Origin of the sequence: Shinella curvata (assembly GCF_022899935.1) — a bacterium.
GTDB classification, from domain to species: Bacteria; Pseudomonadota; Alphaproteobacteria; order Rhizobiales; family Rhizobiaceae; genus Shinella; species Shinella curvata.
Window position 1 is genome coordinate 446,000 of record NZ_JALJCJ010000002.1, and the last position, 15,671, is coordinate 461,670.

General features: G+C 64.4%; 15 protein-coding genes. 11 read left to right on the forward strand and 4 right to left on the reverse strand.

Annotated features, from left to right (window positions below; genetic code table 11):
- Positions 1 to 188 precede the first annotated feature (188 nt).
- A complete protein-coding gene (locus MUU55_RS08220; RefSeq protein WP_244760287.1) occupies positions 189 to 2,072 on the forward strand; it encodes a methyl-accepting chemotaxis protein in 1,884 nt (627 codons plus the stop codon).
- Between the two features lie 70 nt (positions 2,073 to 2,142).
- On the opposite strand, the gene MUU55_RS08225 is transcribed toward MUU55_RS08220, so the two are convergent.
- Positions 2,143 to 2,565 (reverse strand): organic hydroperoxide resistance protein, encoded by a 423-nt coding sequence (locus tag MUU55_RS08225; RefSeq protein ID WP_244760288.1) that lies wholly within the window; start codon positions 2,563 to 2,565, stop codon positions 2,143 to 2,145.
- Positions 2,566 to 2,677: 112 nt separating this feature from the next.
- On the opposite strand from MUU55_RS08225, the gene MUU55_RS08230 reads away from it, so the two are divergent.
- The 5 genes from MUU55_RS08230 (at position 2,678) to MUU55_RS08250 (ending at position 6,734) form a co-directional block, all read left to right on the forward strand.
- A complete protein-coding gene (locus MUU55_RS08230) occupies positions 2,678 to 3,169 on the forward strand; it encodes a MarR family winged helix-turn-helix transcriptional regulator (protein WP_244760289.1) in 492 nt (163 codons plus the stop codon).
- A 104-nt stretch (positions 3,170 to 3,273) separates the two neighbouring features.
- The gene (locus MUU55_RS08235) at positions 3,274 to 5,193 is read left to right on the forward strand and encodes a sensor histidine kinase (protein ID WP_244760290.1); all 1,920 of its coding nucleotides are present in this window, start codon (positions 3,274 to 3,276) and stop codon (positions 5,191 to 5,193) included.
- Position 5,194: 1 nt separating this feature from the next.
- On the forward strand, positions 5,195 to 5,584 hold the full coding sequence (locus MUU55_RS08240) for a response regulator (RefSeq protein ID WP_244760291.1): 390 nt from the start codon (positions 5,195 to 5,197) through the stop codon (positions 5,582 to 5,584).
- 54 nt (positions 5,585 to 5,638) lie between these two features.
- On the forward strand, positions 5,639 to 6,016 hold the full coding sequence (locus MUU55_RS08245; RefSeq protein ID WP_244760292.1) for an MbcA/ParS/Xre antitoxin family protein: 378 nt from the start codon (positions 5,639 to 5,641) through the stop codon (positions 6,014 to 6,016).
- Positions 5,976 to 6,734, forward strand: coding sequence for an RES family NAD+ phosphorylase (locus MUU55_RS08250; RefSeq protein ID WP_244760293.1), 759 nt, complete (start codon positions 5,976 to 5,978; stop codon positions 6,732 to 6,734). Before MUU55_RS08245 ends, MUU55_RS08250 begins: the two co-directional genes overlap by 41 nt.
- Here MUU55_RS08250 and MUU55_RS08255 read toward each other — a convergent pair.
- The gene (locus tag MUU55_RS08255; protein ID WP_244760294.1) at positions 6,723 to 8,243 is read right to left on the reverse strand and encodes an ABC-F family ATP-binding cassette domain-containing protein; all 1,521 of its coding nucleotides are present in this window, start codon (positions 8,241 to 8,243) and stop codon (positions 6,723 to 6,725) included. The two genes, MUU55_RS08250 and MUU55_RS08255, sit on opposite strands and share 12 nt — an antisense overlap.
- Before the next feature lie 299 nt (positions 8,244 to 8,542).
- A complete protein-coding gene (locus MUU55_RS08260; RefSeq protein WP_244760295.1) occupies positions 8,543 to 9,436 on the reverse strand; it encodes a LysR family transcriptional regulator in 894 nt (297 codons plus the stop codon).
- 135 nt (positions 9,437 to 9,571) lie between these two features.
- Between MUU55_RS08260 and MUU55_RS08265 the strand changes: the two genes are divergently transcribed.
- The 4 genes from MUU55_RS08265 (at position 9,572) to MUU55_RS08280 (ending at position 13,420) form a co-directional block, all read left to right on the forward strand.
- Complete coding sequence (locus MUU55_RS08265) at positions 9,572 to 10,765, forward strand: MFS transporter (RefSeq protein WP_244760296.1); 1,194 nt, start codon at positions 9,572 to 9,574, stop codon at positions 10,763 to 10,765.
- Between the two features lie 28 nt (positions 10,766 to 10,793).
- Entirely contained in the window at positions 10,794 to 11,627 is an 834-nt protein-coding gene (locus MUU55_RS08270) for an aldo/keto reductase (RefSeq protein WP_244760297.1), read from the forward strand.
- A 118-nt stretch (positions 11,628 to 11,745) separates the two neighbouring features.
- Positions 11,746 to 12,900: an MFS transporter gene (locus MUU55_RS08275; RefSeq protein WP_244760298.1), complete on the forward strand. Its 1,155-nt coding sequence runs from the start codon at positions 11,746 to 11,748 to the stop codon at positions 12,898 to 12,900.
- A gap of 7 nt (positions 12,901 to 12,907) precedes the next feature.
- The gene (locus MUU55_RS08280) at positions 12,908 to 13,420 is read left to right on the forward strand and encodes a ClbS/DfsB family four-helix bundle protein (RefSeq protein ID WP_244760299.1); all 513 of its coding nucleotides are present in this window, start codon (positions 12,908 to 12,910) and stop codon (positions 13,418 to 13,420) included.
- Between the two features lie 41 nt (positions 13,421 to 13,461).
- Here MUU55_RS08280 and MUU55_RS08285 read toward each other — a convergent pair whose 3' ends face one another.
- Entirely contained in the window at positions 13,462 to 13,854 is a 393-nt protein-coding gene (locus tag MUU55_RS08285) for a hypothetical protein (RefSeq protein ID WP_244760300.1), read from the reverse strand.
- A gap of 242 nt (positions 13,855 to 14,096) precedes the next feature.
- Between MUU55_RS08285 and MUU55_RS08290 the strand changes: the two genes are divergently transcribed.
- The gene (locus MUU55_RS08290; RefSeq protein ID WP_244760899.1) at positions 14,097 to 15,662 is read left to right on the forward strand and encodes a helicase HerA-like C-terminal domain-containing protein; all 1,566 of its coding nucleotides are present in this window, start codon (positions 14,097 to 14,099) and stop codon (positions 15,660 to 15,662) included.
- Positions 15,663 to 15,671: the final 9 nt, after the last annotated feature.

Here is a 15,671-nt window from a genome sequence, read left to right on the forward strand (position 1 = left end):
GGCAAAGGGCCCGGATTGCATCCGGGCCTTTTCCGTTTTGCAGGCCTTAAAGTGCCGCTTGCACAGCGTCCAGGCGAGTGCGCTGTGCTTCATGCAACCATTAATAAGTCATTTCTAATTTTAATTACTACTTAAATAAAGCCTGCCACGCTGGGGTATCCAAAAGTCCCGAACGGCAAGGCATTTCCATGCAGATATCCACGAAACTCGGCGCGGTGACGCTCTTCCTGACGCTGCTGCTCGCCGGCGCCATTCTTTCCACCTATCTCGTTCTCAACACCATGTCGGCCAAGATGGGCACCATCGTCGTCGATCGGCTGGTTCCCGCCGCAAGCCTCAAGAAGGTCGGCGATCTCTACGCCGTCAACATCGTGGACACCGCGCACAAGGTGCGCAGCGGCGCGCTCTCCTGGGAAGAGGGGCACCGGCTGAACACCGAGGCCGTCGCCGAGATCCAGACGATCTGGGATGCCTATGCCGCGACCTATCTGACCGACGAAGAGCGTGGCCTCGCCAGGCAAATGACCGAGGAGATGCAGAAGCAGTCCGGCAGCATCAACGATCTGCTGGCCATCATGCAGAAGAAGGATCAGGCGGCGCTCGATACCTATGTGACGACCCGGCTTTATCCTACGATCGACCCGATCGGCACCTATGTCGCGGCCCTGATCGATCTCCAGATTCGTGTCGGCCAGGAAGAATATGCCGCGGCGGAGACGCATGAACATGATTACCGGCTGCTTCTCGCCCTGTTCGGCGCTGTCGCCGTTGCGGTCGCCGGCCTGTCCTTCTGGATCATCGTCGCCGGTGTCTCGCGCCCGCTGCGCACCATCACCAAGGTGATGCAGACGCTGGCGCAGGGCGTCACGGATTTCGAGGTGCCGTTCCGCAACCGCAAGGACGAGATCGGCCATATCGCCGGCGCCGTGGAAGTCTTCCGCCAGTCCGAGATCGCCAAGGTCAGGTTGCAGCACGAGGCGGAAGCCGCGCGTCTCCAGGCCGAGCAGGACCGCGTGCGCCTGCAGGAGGAGGCCGAGGCGGCCGCCCAGAAGCGACTCCAGCAGGCAACATCGGGCCTTGCCGCCGGCCTGCGCCGTCTGGCGGGCGGCGACCTGAGCTTCCAGCTCGACGAACCCTTCGCGCCGGATTTCGAGCAGTTGCGCAGCGACCTGAACTCCGCCGTGGCCGAACTCGGCGAGACGCTGCGCGCGGTCTCGCAGGCCATCGACGAGATGGACACCGGCACGCGCGAAATCAGTACCGGCGCCGATTCGCTCTCCAAGCGCACGGAACAGCAGGCCGCCTCGCTGGAGGAGACCGCCGCCGCCCTCGACGAGATCACCGCCAATGTCGCCAATTCGACGCGGCGCGCCGAGGAGGCCCGTTCCGTCGCGGCCGAGGCCAATGGCAGCGCCGCGCAGTCGGGTACCGTCGTCGCCAATGCCGTCAATGCCATGCAGCGCATCGAACAGTCGTCGAGCCAGATTTCGTCGATCATCGGCGTGATTGACGAAATCGCCTTCCAGACCAATCTTCTGGCGCTCAATGCCGGCGTCGAGGCGGCGCGTGCCGGGGAGGCGGGCAAGGGCTTCGCGGTGGTTGCTCAGGAGGTGCGCGAGCTCGCCCAGCGTTCGGCGCAGGCCGCCCGCGAGATCAAGGACCTCATTCGCAATTCGGAAGCGGAGGTGCGCAGCGGCGTCAAGCTCGTCAGTGAGACCGGCGATGCCCTGCAGGCGATCGGCGGCCATGTCGCGACGATCAACCAGCACATGGAGGCGATCGCAGTGTCCGCCCGTGAACAGTCCGTGGGACTTTCGGAAATCAACACCGCCGTCAACCAGATGGACCAGACGACGCAGCAGAACGCCGCGATGGTGGAGGAAACCAACGCTGCCTCCGCCACCCTGGTTACCCAGGCGGATCGCCTGCGCGGCCTGATCGAGCGGTTCTCCCTCGGCCAGCGGGTGCAGGCACCTCAGCCGGTACGCGCCATCCCGCAGCGTTCGGTGTCCGCCCGGCCGCGCGTTTCCGGCAATGCGGCGCTGAAGGCCGAGAACTGGGAAGAGTTCTGAGCCTCGTTTCAGGCAAATGAAAAAAGCCGCCCGGATCGCTCCGGGCGGCTTTTCATTGGGGAAAGGCCAATCAGGCGACGGTCGTCTTGACGTCGAGATTGCCGCGCGTGGCGTGGCTGTAGGGGCAGACGACGTGAGCCTTCTTGACGAGGTCTTCGACCACGGCCTTGTCGACGCCGGGTACGGAAACTTCAAGCGCTGCTTCGATGCCGAAGCCGCCGCCGTCTTCGCGCGGGCCGATGCCGACCGTCGCCGTGACCTTGGCCTCATCCGGAATCTTGACCTTTTCCTGGCCTGCGACGAACTTCAGCGCGCCGAGGAAGCAGGCGGAATAGCCGATGGCGAAGAGCTTTTCCGGGTTGGCACCGGCTGCGCCGTCGCCACCGAGTTCCTTCGGCAGTGTCAGCGTCACATCGACGGTGCCGTCTTCGGTTGCGCCATGGCCGGCGCGGCCGCCCGTTGCGAAAGCCTTGGTCGTGTAGAGAATGGGCATGGGTGTCTCCTTCCTGCTGTCGTTGTTGATGGGATTTAAATAGCGCAAAATTAAATTGCGCGCAATATGATTTTGCAAATTGCAATTTTTGCCGCTTGTGCGACAATGGAGCATGGTCGACAAACGTGACGAAGCTGAGACAGGCGCAATTCCCCCGGGCATGCTGGCACTCGACCAGCAGCTCTGTTTCGCCGTCTATTCCGCCGCCCACGCGCTCAACCGCACCTACAAGCCGCTGCTCGATCCCTATGGCCTCACCTATCCGCAATATATCGCGCTGATGACGCTTTGGCAGGAGGACGGCCGCACCGTGAAGGCGCTTGGCGCGACGCTCGGGCTGGATTCCGGTACGCTCTCGCCGTTGCTCAAACGTCTGGAGGCGGCGGGCTACATCACACGTGCCCGCGACAAGGCCGACGAGCGGCAGGTTCTCGTCACCCTCACCGACAAGGGCAGGGCCATGCAGCACGATGCCGTCGCCATCCGCACGGAGATCGGCAAGGCGACCGGTTGCACGCTGGAGGCCCTGCAGGCGCTGACGGCCGATCTACAGGCGATGACCGAACGGCTCGAGGCCGGCGCCGCGCGCGACGACGCCGCCTGAAAAGTACGATTTTACCGTAAAGCTTGTCCTGCGGCACCTGTTCGCGATTCAACCTTCGCGCTAGAGTGCGCGCGACGGCGAGTGAGCTGCCGAAGGGGGCACGGTTGAATTTCACATGGTCCTGGGAGAGGGCGACCGGCGCGGCGAGCCTGTGGTGCATCGCCGTGGGCGTCATCATGATGACGCTGTGGCTTGCCGAACCCGCCGGCCTTGCGGCCGCGCATCCGGGTCTGTTCGGCATGAAGTTCAACGCCGCGCTTGCCTTCGTGGTGCTCGGTGCAGGGCTTTACCTTGCCGCGCGCGGGCGGGTTCGCCTGGCCGTGCTGATGATGGTGCCGGTTTTCATCTATGGCGCGATCGCGTTTTCCCAGCATCTCTTCGGCATCGATACCGGCATAGACACGCTGCTCAACGAGCCCTTCGTCGACATCGGCACGAGCCGGCCGGGGCGTATCGCACCCAACACGGCGCTCTGCTTCATGCTGATGAGCCTCGCCATTGCCAGGCGTGCGCTTTGCCGGAAGAACGACATCGTTCAGGTCGCCCTCGGTTTTGCGACCTTCATTATCGCCGCCGCCGCTCTGGTCGGCTACGCGATCTCGCTCGACTTCGCGCATGACTGGATCCGCTTCACCCGCATGTCGTTCCAGAGTGCCAGTTGCTTCGTGGCGCTCAGCATCGCCATCATCTTCGTGGGCACGGAGAAAGCCGGTTACAACCGCCTGACCATTGCCGCCATTCTCGGTCTTCTGACCTATCTCATTCTGCTGGCGATGACCTATTACGAGCTGGCGCGCTACGAGACGGCCTTCGGCATCACCTTTTCGATCAACGACATCAACGCACGCGGGACGCTCTCCTCGCTCGTGTTGATTTCGGGCGCGCTCTATGGTGCGCTCGTCGTGCATCTCTACTACTCCTCCCGCCGCGTCCGCGCCATGGCGGCCGACCTTGCCGAAAGCCGGGGGCGTCTCGCCGCCATCATCGACAACGCGGTGGACGGTATCATCACCATCGACCAGCACGGCCTCATCCAGTCCGTCAACGACGCCTGCACGCGTATCTTCGGTTATGCGCCGGAAGAGATGATCGGCCGCAACGTCAAGATGCTGATGCCCGAGCCCTATCACAGCGCGCATGACGGCTATCTCGGCAACTACCACCGCACCGGTGAGGCGAAGATCATCGGCAGCGGGCGCGAGGTCGAGGGCCGGCGCAAGGATGGCTTCATCTTTCCGCTCGATCTCGCTGTCGCGAGGGTGGAGCTGAACGGCGCCACCATCTACAGCGGCATCGTGCGCGACATTTCCGAGCGCAAAGCAAGCGAACAGGCGCTGATCGAGGCGAATGCCGAGCTGGAGGAATTCGCCTACCGCACCTCGCACGATCTGCGCTCGCCGATCGCTTCCTCGCTGGGGCTGCTGGGTATTTCCAAGGATATGCTGGCGGAGGGCAATACGCCCGCGCTCGGCCAGATGCTGCAGCGCATGGAGGTGAATTTCCGGCGGCTCGACCATCTCATCCAGAACATCATCACGGTGACGCGCACCCGGCTGATGGAGGAGGACGAAAGGCCGATCGAGCTCCACGCGCTTGTCGCCGAGGCAATCGAGGCGCTCTCGCATCTCGACGATTTCAAGCGGATCCGCATCGAAAATCATGTGCCGGCCGAATTGACAATCGTCAGCAAGCCGTCGAAATTCCAGGTCATCGTCGGCAACATGCTCTCCAACGCGGTCAAGTATCATGACCCGAAGGAGGCCGAGCCGGCGATCGATGTCCGCGCTTTCCGCTATGGCGGGCGATTGCGGTTGTCGGTGGAGGACAACGGCCTGGGCGTTCCGCCCGCAAGCCGTCATTTGTTGTTCAAGATGTTCAAACGGCTGCACCCCAACCGATCCTTCGGCAGCGGGCTCGGCCTCTACATATTGAGAAAGAGCGCGGAGGCCCTCGGCGGCGCGGCGCTCTATGAAGCAAGAGATAAGGGCAGCCGCTTTATGATCGAGCTGCCCGACGGGGATTAAGATGAGAATCCATTCGATCCTGGTCGTCGATGACGACGAGAACGACCAGTTCATTTGTGAATACACGATCCGCAAGTTCGACCCGTCGATTCGCGTCCTCAAGGCGTTCGACGGCACGGAGGCGCTCGATATCCTGCGGAACGAGGAAATACCCGACGCCATCATCCTCGATATCAACATGCCGGTGATGAACGGCTTCGAGTTCCTTGACCGCTATGCGGAGGAATTCGAGCAGCACGCCCCCGTCGTCGCCATGCTCACCAGCTCGCATCTCGGCAAGGACCGTGAGCGGGCCATGCAATACAGTTTCGTGAAGAGCTATTTCGAAAAGCCGCTGCAGTCCGACCACCTGCGCATCATGGCCGAGCTTCTCGGCCATAAAGAGCCGTAACCTTGTCTTTGGAAAAATAGTTGCTATATTCTTTCCATGGAAAGGATTAAGGCCATGCAGCGCAAACCCATACAGCAGGTCAATGCGGAGGGCGCCGTACTCACCAAGGCGGCCGTCAATGCGGCGGACCGGCTGGGGCTGACGGCGCGCATCCTCTCGGCGGTCATCGGCGTGTCGGAGGCGACGGTCTCGCGGCTGAAGCGGCAGGACGTGCTGCTGGAGCGTGGCACGAAGCCGTTCGAGCTCGCCGTGCTGCTGGTTCGCCTGTTCCGCTCGCTCGACGCCATCGTGGGTGGTGACGAGACTGTCGCGCGAAACTGGATGACGGCGGAAAACACCGCGCTCGGTGCCCGCCCGGTCGATCGTATCGTCTCCATATCCGGCCTTGTCGATGTCCTTGCCTATCTGGACGCCCGCCGCGCTCTCGTCTGAGGCGCGGCCCTTCGCGGGCAGCGTCTGGCGGTTCGTCGAGGCGCAGCACCGCGTCTCGACGTTGAAACTCGTCGATACGCTGGATGAGCAGGCATTGCTCGAAGACATTCTCGAAGAAAGCAAACCGGTGCTGCCGCCCGAATGCGCCGGCCTCGATTACCTGCTTGCCACACCCTTCCGCTATGGCGCCATCTATCCGCACGGCTCGCGTTTCCGTCGGGCAGGCCGCACGCTCGGCGTCTATTATGCGGCGCTGACGGTGGAGACGGCACTGGCCGAAATGGCCTTCTACCGTCTCCTGTTCTTCTCGGAATCGCCAGCCACGCCGCTGCCGGCCAATGCGGCCGACTACACCGCCTTTTCCGCCGCCGTGGCGACCGGTGAGGCGATCGACCTCACGCTGCCGCCGCTCGACCGGGATGAGGCCTTATGGACGCACCCGACCGACTATGCCGCTTGCCAATCGCTGGCCGAAAGCGCGCGGGAAGGCGGGCTCGCCGCTATCCTCTACCGTTCGGTGCGCGATCCCGGTGCCGGCAACAACCTCGCGCTCCTAACGGCCAAAGCCTTTGCCACACCGAAGCCGGTGGAGCGCCAGACCTGGCGCATCCGCCTTTCAGCACTCGGCGTGCAGGCTTTGTGCGACCACCCGCCGAGGCGCATCGGCTTCTCCCGCGAGGATTTTTCCGCCGATCCGCGCATCGCCTCACGCGGATAAGGCGGCCTCCTCGAAGAAGTCCTCCGGGCCGTCCACCTCGATCAGCCGGCGCTTCTCGATCAGCCAGAAACGGTTGGCCACCGCCCGCACGAAGGCGCGGTCGTGCGAGACGAAGAGGCAGCTCGCCTGCTGCGCGGTCAGCTCCCGCTCCAAGGCTTCCTGACCCTCGATGTCGAGATGGTTGGTCGGCTCGTCGAGCAGATAGAAGTTCGGATTGGTGAGCCTGAGCACCAGCATGCCGAGCCGCGCCTTCTGCCCGCCCGAGAGCAACCCGACCGGCCGCCCCTGCATTTCCACGGAAAAGCCGGCACCGGCGAGCAGGCTGCGCGCCCGCTGATCGCCGACGTCGAAGCGGTGGATGATCGTGCCATGCGGCGTCTCCGTATCGGAGAGATCCGACAGCGCCTGGTCGCCATAACCGAGCACCAGCGACGGCGTCGGCTTGATGCCTTCCCGTGCCGCGCCATCGATTGCTTCGCGCAGCCGCAGCACGAACCGCGTCTTGCCGGTGCCGTTCAGCCCGAGCAGCACGATACGGTCGCCCTGGCAGATGAATTTTTGGGCGGTGCGGAAGAGCAGCGTGCCATCGGGGGTCTCGACCGGGCTATCCTCCAGCGTCACCAGCACCTTGGCATGGGTGCCGCGGTTGGCGAGCCGGATGGCGCCGGCGGAGTTCTCCTGGTGGGCGGGACGCGCCGCGTCCTCGATGCGCTCGGCGCGCGCCTTCAGTTGCTTGGTCTTCACCACCAGCAGGTCGCTGCCCGAATTGATGCCGATATTGTTGAGCTTCGCCGCCTGCTGACGCAGCTGAGCGGCGGCCTTCATGTCCTTCTCGAAGCGCCGCTCCTCGGCCGCATCCGCCTCGTCCAGTGCGGCGCGGGCGCGGGAATAGGGCAGGGCGAAGAGCTGCGAGCGTTCGGGCCGCAAGAACAGCGTGCGGTTCGTCACGGCATCGAGGAAGGCGCGGTCGTGGCTGGAGAGGATAACCGGCATATCGCGCGGCAGCGTGCCGAGCCAGCTTTCCAGCCGGGCGATCTTTTCGAGGTCGAGATGGTTGGTCGGCTCGTCGAGCAGCAGCACATCCGGCTCGCTGACGCGCACGCGGGCAATCAGCGCGATACGTTGCCAGCCGCCGCTGAGCGCCGCCAGCGGGCGTTCGCGTAACGCCTCGGGCACCTCGAGTTCTTCGAGCGTCACATCCGCCCGCCAGCTTTCGCTGTCCTGCTGTTCGAGTGAGAGCGCGTCGAGCACGGCCTCGCGAAAGGTCAGTTTCTCCAGGCCTGGGGCGAGGTTCTGTTCCATATGCCCGACGGTGAGGCCGCGGGCGCGGGTAATCTCGCCGCTGGTCGGCTCGACATCGCCGGTGATGCAGCGGAGCAGGGTGGATTTGCCGCGCCCGTTGGCGGCGACGAGGCCGATACGGTCGCCAGCGGCGATCGCCAGGTTGAGATTGGCAAAGAGGGGGGTGGAGAGCGTGACGCCGAGCGCACGGATATTGATGAGCGACATGAAAAATCTCTGGTCTTCAAGGCCTCGCGGCGCGGCATCAGCCGTCGATCACGCGAAAAGGCACAAGGAAATTGGATGCGGGGAAACCGCATCGCCGGACAGGCGGACCAGAAGAAAAGTGTGTTCGTTCCGATCAGCCCTGCAAACGCATCTGCAGGGCAAGATTGGGACCGTGCGTGCGGTGTGGCAGAAATTCGTGTTTCACGCGCAGTCCTCTCTTACGTGTTGCGAACGGGCAAGCGATACCATCGGTAGGCGCAATTGGCAACCGGGAGAGGGGAAGGGGGCAAGCCGGAGGCTCAGATCTTCTCCGCGAGGAAGTCGATAAACGCCCGGATGCGGGCCGCCAGATGCTCGTGGCCGACATAGACGGCATGCACCTGTTCCGGCTGCTCCGGATTGTAATCCGCAAGCACCTCGACCAGAACGCCCGCTGCAATGTCGCCTTCGACATGGAACTTGCCGATGCGCGCGATGCCGAGCCCCTGAAGGCAGAGCAGCCGCGCGACGGAGCCGCTGGCAGCCATCAGATTGCCGGCGGCCGGCGCTGGATAGACCATGCTTTCGCCGGGATCGCGGAACGGCCATTCGCCCGGCGTGCGGCCGAAGGTGAAGGTGATGCAATTGTGCGTGGCGAGATCCGTCGGCGTGCGCGGCGTGCCGCGCCGCGCAAGATAGCCGGGCGTGGCGACGGTCACGCGATGGCTGACCAGCAGCTTACGCGCCTTGAGCGCGGAATCGGCCATCGGCGCGGTGCGGAAGGCGATATCGGTGCGTTCCTCCACGAGGTCGATCAGGCCGTCGCTCAGCGACAATTCCAGCTTCACATCCGGATAGAGCGCCAGGAATTCGCCGACGAGCGGGATGATGTAGCACTCGCCGAAGCCGATCGTGGCGTTGATGCGCAGCAGGCCGCGCGGTTTCGCCTGCGCGCCGCGCGCGACCAGCCGCTCCATCTCGTCGATTTCCGCCAGCACGCGCCGCGCCCGCGCCAGATAGGTTTCGCCTTCCGGCGTCAAGAGGAGAGAGCGGGTGGTGCGCACCAGCAGGCGCGTGCCCAGGCGATCCTCGATGCGGGTCACCAGCTTGCTCACCGCCGAGGGCGTCAGCTTCAGCAACCGGGCCGCGGCGGAAAAGCTGCCGGTCTCGGCGGCCGCGACGAAGACATCCATTTCACCGGTGCGATTATCCATGGTTTGATCCTGTGAATTTATTTCACAGTCCTTTATCCATTGCAGATTCTTATCATTCAAGTGGCCGCACCGCATATTCCCGCCGTAACTCCCGCACGGCGTCCGATTGCGCCGCCCAAGCTCCTAAGGTGCTCCATGCCACTTGCTCTCTTCGCACTTACCGTCGCGGCCTACGCGATCGGCACCACAGAATTCGTGATCGTCGGCCTGTTGCCGACCGTCGCCTCCGATCTTCACATCACCCTGCAGCTCGCCGGCCTCATCGTCTCCGTCTACGCTCTCGGCGTCACCTTTGGCGCGCCGGTGCTCACCGCGCTTACCGGAAAGCTCGGCCGCAAGCCTTTGCTGCTCGGGCTCATGGCGCTCTTCATCGCCGGCAATGCCATCGCTGCCCTGTCGCCGAGTTATGAAATGCTGCTCGTCGGCCGCGTGCTCTCGGCCTTTGCGCATGGCGTCTTCTTCTCCGTCGGCGCCACCATCGCGGCCGATCTCGTGGCACCCGATCGCCGCGCCTCGGCCATCGCCATGATGTTCATGGGCCTGACCGTCGCCATCGTGACCGGCGTGCCGCTCGGCACCTTCATCGGCCAGACCTTCGGCTGGCGCGCCACCTTCTGGGCCGTCGCCGGCCTCGGCCTCGTCGCTTTCGCGGCCGTCGCCCTGCTGCTTCCGAACAACCTCAAGCGCGAAAAGCCGGCGGGCCTGATGGACCAGGTGCGCGTGCTCGGTTCCGGCCGCCTCATCATCGTCTTCGCCATGACGGCGCTGGGCTATGGCGGCACGTTCGTCACCTTCACCTTCCTGTCGCCGCTGCTGCAGGAGATTACCGGCTTCTCCGCCAACACGGTCAGCCTCGTTCTGGTGCTCTATGGCGCGGCCATCGCGGCCGGCAATATCTTCGGCGGCAAGGTCGCGGACAAGGATCCCGTCAAGGCGCTCGTCGTGCTCTTCGCCCTGCAAGCCATCGTGCTCGTCGTGCTCACCTTCACCGCACCGTCGCCGGTCTTCGCCCTGGTCACGCTCGCCGCGCTCGGCTTCCTGTCCTTCGCCAATGTGCCGGGTCTCCAGCTCTATGTCGTCGACATGGCCAAGCGCCATCGCCCGGCCGGCATCGATGTCGCCTCGGCCCTCAATATCGCCGCCTTCAATCTCGGCATCGCGGCCGGCGCCTGGATCGGCGGATTGGTCGTCGCTTCCCCGCTCGGCCTCGGCGCCACGCCCTGGGTCGGTGCCATCCTCGTCGCCGGTGCTCTCGGCCTGACGCTCATCAGCGGCGCGCTCGACCGCCGTGAGCACAGCCAGTCCGATGCCGTCTGCCAGCCGGCCTGAACCCTTTCAAACCCATCAGGAGAATTCCATGAAAACCATCAACGCCAATGGCGCCCACATTCCCCAACTGGGCTTCGGCACCTTCCGCATGCCGGAAGCCGATGTCCTCTCCATCCTGCCGAGGGCGCTCCAGAGCGGCTTCACCCATGTCGATACCGCCCAGATCTACGAGAACGAGGCGGCCGTCGGCGACGCCATCCAAAAGTCCGGCGTCGCGCGCGAAACCATCTTCCTGACCACCAAGGTCTGGGTTGCGAATTATGCAAAGGATGCCTTCGCGGTTTCCGTCGCGGAAAGCCTGCGCAAGCTGAAGACCGACCATGTCGATCTTCTCCTGCTGCACTGGCCAAACGAGGCGGTGCCGCTCGAGGTGCAGATCGCCGAACTCAACGCCGTGCGCGAAAAGGGTCTTGCCCGGCATATCGGCGTCAGCAATTTCAACACGGCGCTGATGGCCGAGGCCGTGCGCCTGAGTGCCGCGCCGCTCGTCACCAACCAGGTCGAGTACCATCCCTTCCTCGACCAGACGGCGGTGCTGGAGGCAGCCGGGAAACACGGCATGGCGCTGACCGCCTATTTCGCCATGGCCGATGGCAAGGTGCCGGCCGATCCTGTTCTCAATGAGATCGCCGCTGCCCATGGCAAGTCCGCCGCGCAGATCGCGCTGCGCTGGTTGATCCAGCAGCCGGACGTGGTGGCGCTGACCAAGACGGTAACGGAAGCGCGGCTTGCCGAAAACCTGGCGATCTTCGACTTCGCGCTGACGCCAGACGAGATGGCACGCATCCATGCGCTCGCCCGTCCCGATGGCCGCATCGTCAGCCCGGATGGCCTGGCGCCGGTCTGGGACCGCGCGGCTTAATGATATCAGGCGGGGCTCCAATCTCCGCCGATTCCGCCCTGGGGAGAGGCCGGCTTTCCAAATCGCTGCCGGGCAGGTATGGGTATCGCGCCGCCCGGTGTGCGGCAGGGAGCCCTTCATGCAGTCCTCGTCTTCATCCGTCCTCGCGCCGGATTGGTCGGCCATTGTTGCCGTCGTGCTTGGCGCGACGGCGTTTTCCGTGGCGCAGGGGCTCACCTATCCGCTCGTCTCGCTGACGCTGGAATCGCGCGGCTATTCCTCGTCGATGATCGGCGTTAACGCCATCGCCTATGCCGCCGGCATGGGGGCCTCGACCCTGCTCGTCGGCAGCCTCACCGCGCGCTGGCGGCCGGATCGGCTGATCATCTTCAGCCTCATCATCTGCTCGCTGTGCCTGGCAACCTTCGCGGCCACGTCGTCCTTCGTCGTCTGGGGGCTCGCCCGCTTCCTGCTCGGCTTCTTCGCCAGCGTCATCTTCATGCTCGGCGAGGCCTGGCTGAACGCCGCCTGCCCGGACCGCCTGCGCGGTCGCGTCTCCGGCCTCTACGGCATGGGAATCTGCGGTGGCTTCGCCGCGGGACCGCTGGCGATCCCGCTGTTCGGCAGCGCTGGCGGGCTCGGTTTTGCGCTGACGGCCGTCTATCTCGCCATCGTCGCCTTTGCGACCGCCATGCTGATGTTCTCGACAAAAACGGCGCCCGAACCGTCGTCCACGGTCGATGTCTTCCGCTTCTTCAAGGCCGCGCCCATTCTCGTCGGCATGGTCTATGTCTTCGGCTTTGCCGATATCGCCGCGATCTCCGCCATGCCGGTCTATTTCGTGAAGACGGGCTACAGCGAGGCCTTCGCCGCCATCACCGTGACGGTGATGGCGCTGCCCACCGCGCTCGCCCAACCCTTCATCGGCGTGCTGCTCGACAAGTTTCCGCGCGAGCGGGTGGCGCTCGCCACGGTCATTGTTGCTGCCGCGAGCTATCTCGTCCTGCCGTCGGTAACATCGGAAATCGCGATCCTGGCGCTTCTGGCGGTGATGGGAACGGCGATCTTCTCGCTCTATACCTGCGCACTCACCATGCTTGGCGAACGCTACAGCGGCTCCATGCTGGTTGCCGGTTCGGCTGCTTTCGCGCTCGTCTATGCGGCAGGCAGCGCCACCGGCTCGGGCCTCACCGGCGCGATCATGGAAGCCGGTGGCCCGCAGGCCGGGCCGCTCTCGGTCGGCCTCGGCCTCACCGCCTTCACCGCCCTGCTGATTCTGACGCGCAGGCGCTAGAGCCGCCGTGGCCGTTCCGCAGAACAAGGACGAACTGCTTGCCGCCATCGCGCTGGAATCCGGCAAGCTCCTGAAGGCGCTGGACGATGTTGCGCCGGATCGCGTGCAGATGCGCACGATGGAGGGGCATGCCAAGGGCACGCTCATGAGCCCGTGCGATCTCGTGGCCTACCTTACCGGCTGGAACGAGCTTGTGCTGAAATGGCTGGAGCGGGATGCGGCCGGCGAGCCGATCGATTTTCCGGAAACCGGTTTCCAATGGAACGAGCTTGGAAAGCTCGCCCAGAAATTCTACCGCGACTATGCGGATGTTCCCTATCCCGCACTTGTCGCGCGCCTTGAGGCGGCGAAGGGGAGGATCGTCGAAGCCATCGGCCGGCACGACGATGCGGCGCTCTACGGCCGCCCTTGGTATGGAAAATGGACGATGGGCCGGATGATCCAGTTCAACACGTCGTCACCCTATGCCAATGCGCGTGGCCGGCTGCGCAAATGGTTGAAATCCCAGGGCAGCGCGTGAGAAGGCCATCCCGCGCGGACGCGGGATGGCGAAGGCAAAAATCAGACGAACTGGCTGAGGCCCGGCACGGAGGCGACGACTTCGTCGACCACGTCGGCACCGGCATGTTCGCGGGCAACGGCCATGGTTTCCTTGGCGAGGCCGGAGATCTCGCCCATGCCGAGACCCTGGCTCATCAGCTGCTGGCCGAGACCCATGATGCCGCCGCCGCCGATGGCGCTCATCAGGCCGCCAAGCAGGCCGCCGCCGCCGGTGCCTTCGCCATTGTACTGGGCGACCAGCTCGGAGGCGCCGGGAATGGATTCGATCATCCTGGCGACCGGGCCGTCCGCCGCTTCGCGCTGCAGGAAGCCGAGCATCATGCCGATGGCCTTTTCAGCAAGGGCCGGGTCGATGCCGACGGCATCGGCAACGCGGGTGACGAGATCGTTCATGGAAAATCCTCCGAAGAAATTGACGTTGACGTCAAGGTAAATGAACTCTCCGGCAAATTCAAGCCGGCTTCGCATTCCGTGGCAGGGGCACGAAGGCCTTGAAATCGTGTTGTTCCCGTGCCGGACTATCCTTATAACTTGCCTGAGACGATTCAATGAAAACCGTCGGCGCGCGGCAATCCGCGCTTTCGGGAATCGGACGAGGAACCGGCAGTCAGGGAGTTTTCAGCGTGACGGATTCCATTCTTCAGGACGGCAAGCTTTATATCGGCACCAGCCGCAAGCCTGACGACACCAACAACAAGCCGGAATATCTGGAGCTGAAGTTCGGCAACCGCCACGGCCTCGTGACGGGCGCGACCGGCACCGGCAAGACCGTGACGCTGCAGATCCTCGCCGAAGGCTTTTCGAATGCCGGCGTGCCGGTGTTCTGCGCCGACGTGAAGGGCGACCTCTCGGGCATCGGCGCCATGGGCGAGCCGAAGGACTTTCTCCAGAAGCGCGCCGACCAGATCGGGCTCACGCCCTACGACTTCCAGGAATTCCCCGTCATATTCTGGGATCTCTACGGCGAGAAGGGCCACCGCGTCCGCACGACCATGTCCGAGATGGGGCCGCTTTTGCTCTCGCGCCTGATGAACGCGACGGATGCGCAGGAAGGCGTCATCAACATCGCCTTCAAGATCGCCGATCAGGGTGGCCTGCCGCTGCTCGACCTCAAGGATTTCCAGGCGCTGCTCAACTATATGGGCGAGAACGCCACGACGCTGTCCAACCAGTTCGGCTTCATCTCCAAGGCCTCCGTCGGCTCGATCCAGCGCGAATTGCTGATCCTCGAGCAGCAGGGCGCCGAACAGTTCTTCGGCGAGCCGGCGCTCAAGATCTCCGACATCATGCGCACCACCAATGACGGCCGTGGCGCGATCTCGGTGCTTGCCGCCGACAAGCTGATGATGAACCCGCGCCTCTATGGCACCTTCCTCTTGTGGATGCTCTCCGAGCTGTTCGAAGTGCTGCCGGAAGTCGGCGACCCGGAAAAGCCCAAGCTGGTGTTCTTCTTCGATGAGGCGCATCTGCTGTTCAACGATGCACCGAAGGTTTTGACCGAGCGGGTCGAGCAGGTCGTGCGCCTCATCCGCTCCAAGGGCGTGGGCGTCTATTTCGTCACGCAGAACCCGCTCGACGTGCCGGAAACGGTGCTCGCCCAGCTCGGCAACCGCGTGCAGCATGCGCTGCGCGCCTATACGCCGCGCGAGCAGAAGGCGGTGAAGACGGCGGCCGATACGTTCCGCCCCAACCCGGAATTCGACTGCGCCACCGTCATCACCAATCTCGGCACCGGCGAGGCTCTGGTCTCGACGCTGGAAGGCAAGGGCGCGCCCTCGATGGTGGAACGCACCCTGATCCGGCCGCCGGCCTCGCGGCTCGGCCCGGTCACGGATGCCGAGCGCAAGCAGATCATGGGCGTCAGCCCCGTCGCCGGCCTTTACGACGAGGATTTCGACCGCGAATCCGCCTATGAAATCCTCATGGCGCGCGCCAAGAAGGCGGCCGATTCGGCTGCTGCGCAGGAGCAGGCGCAGGCCGAACAGTCCGCCGGGCAATCCTCTGGCGGCAGCCGCTGGACGCTGCCCGGTTTCGGCGACGACGAGCCGGCGGCACCCGCAGCACCCAAGCAGGCAAAGCCGCGCTCCGGCTATCAGCGCGAGACGGTGGCGGAAGCGGCGATGAAATCGGTGGCGCGAACCGTCGCGTCCTCGCTCGGGCGCGCGCTGGTGCGCGGCATTCTGGGCAGCCTGCGGCGCTAGGCGTCGCGT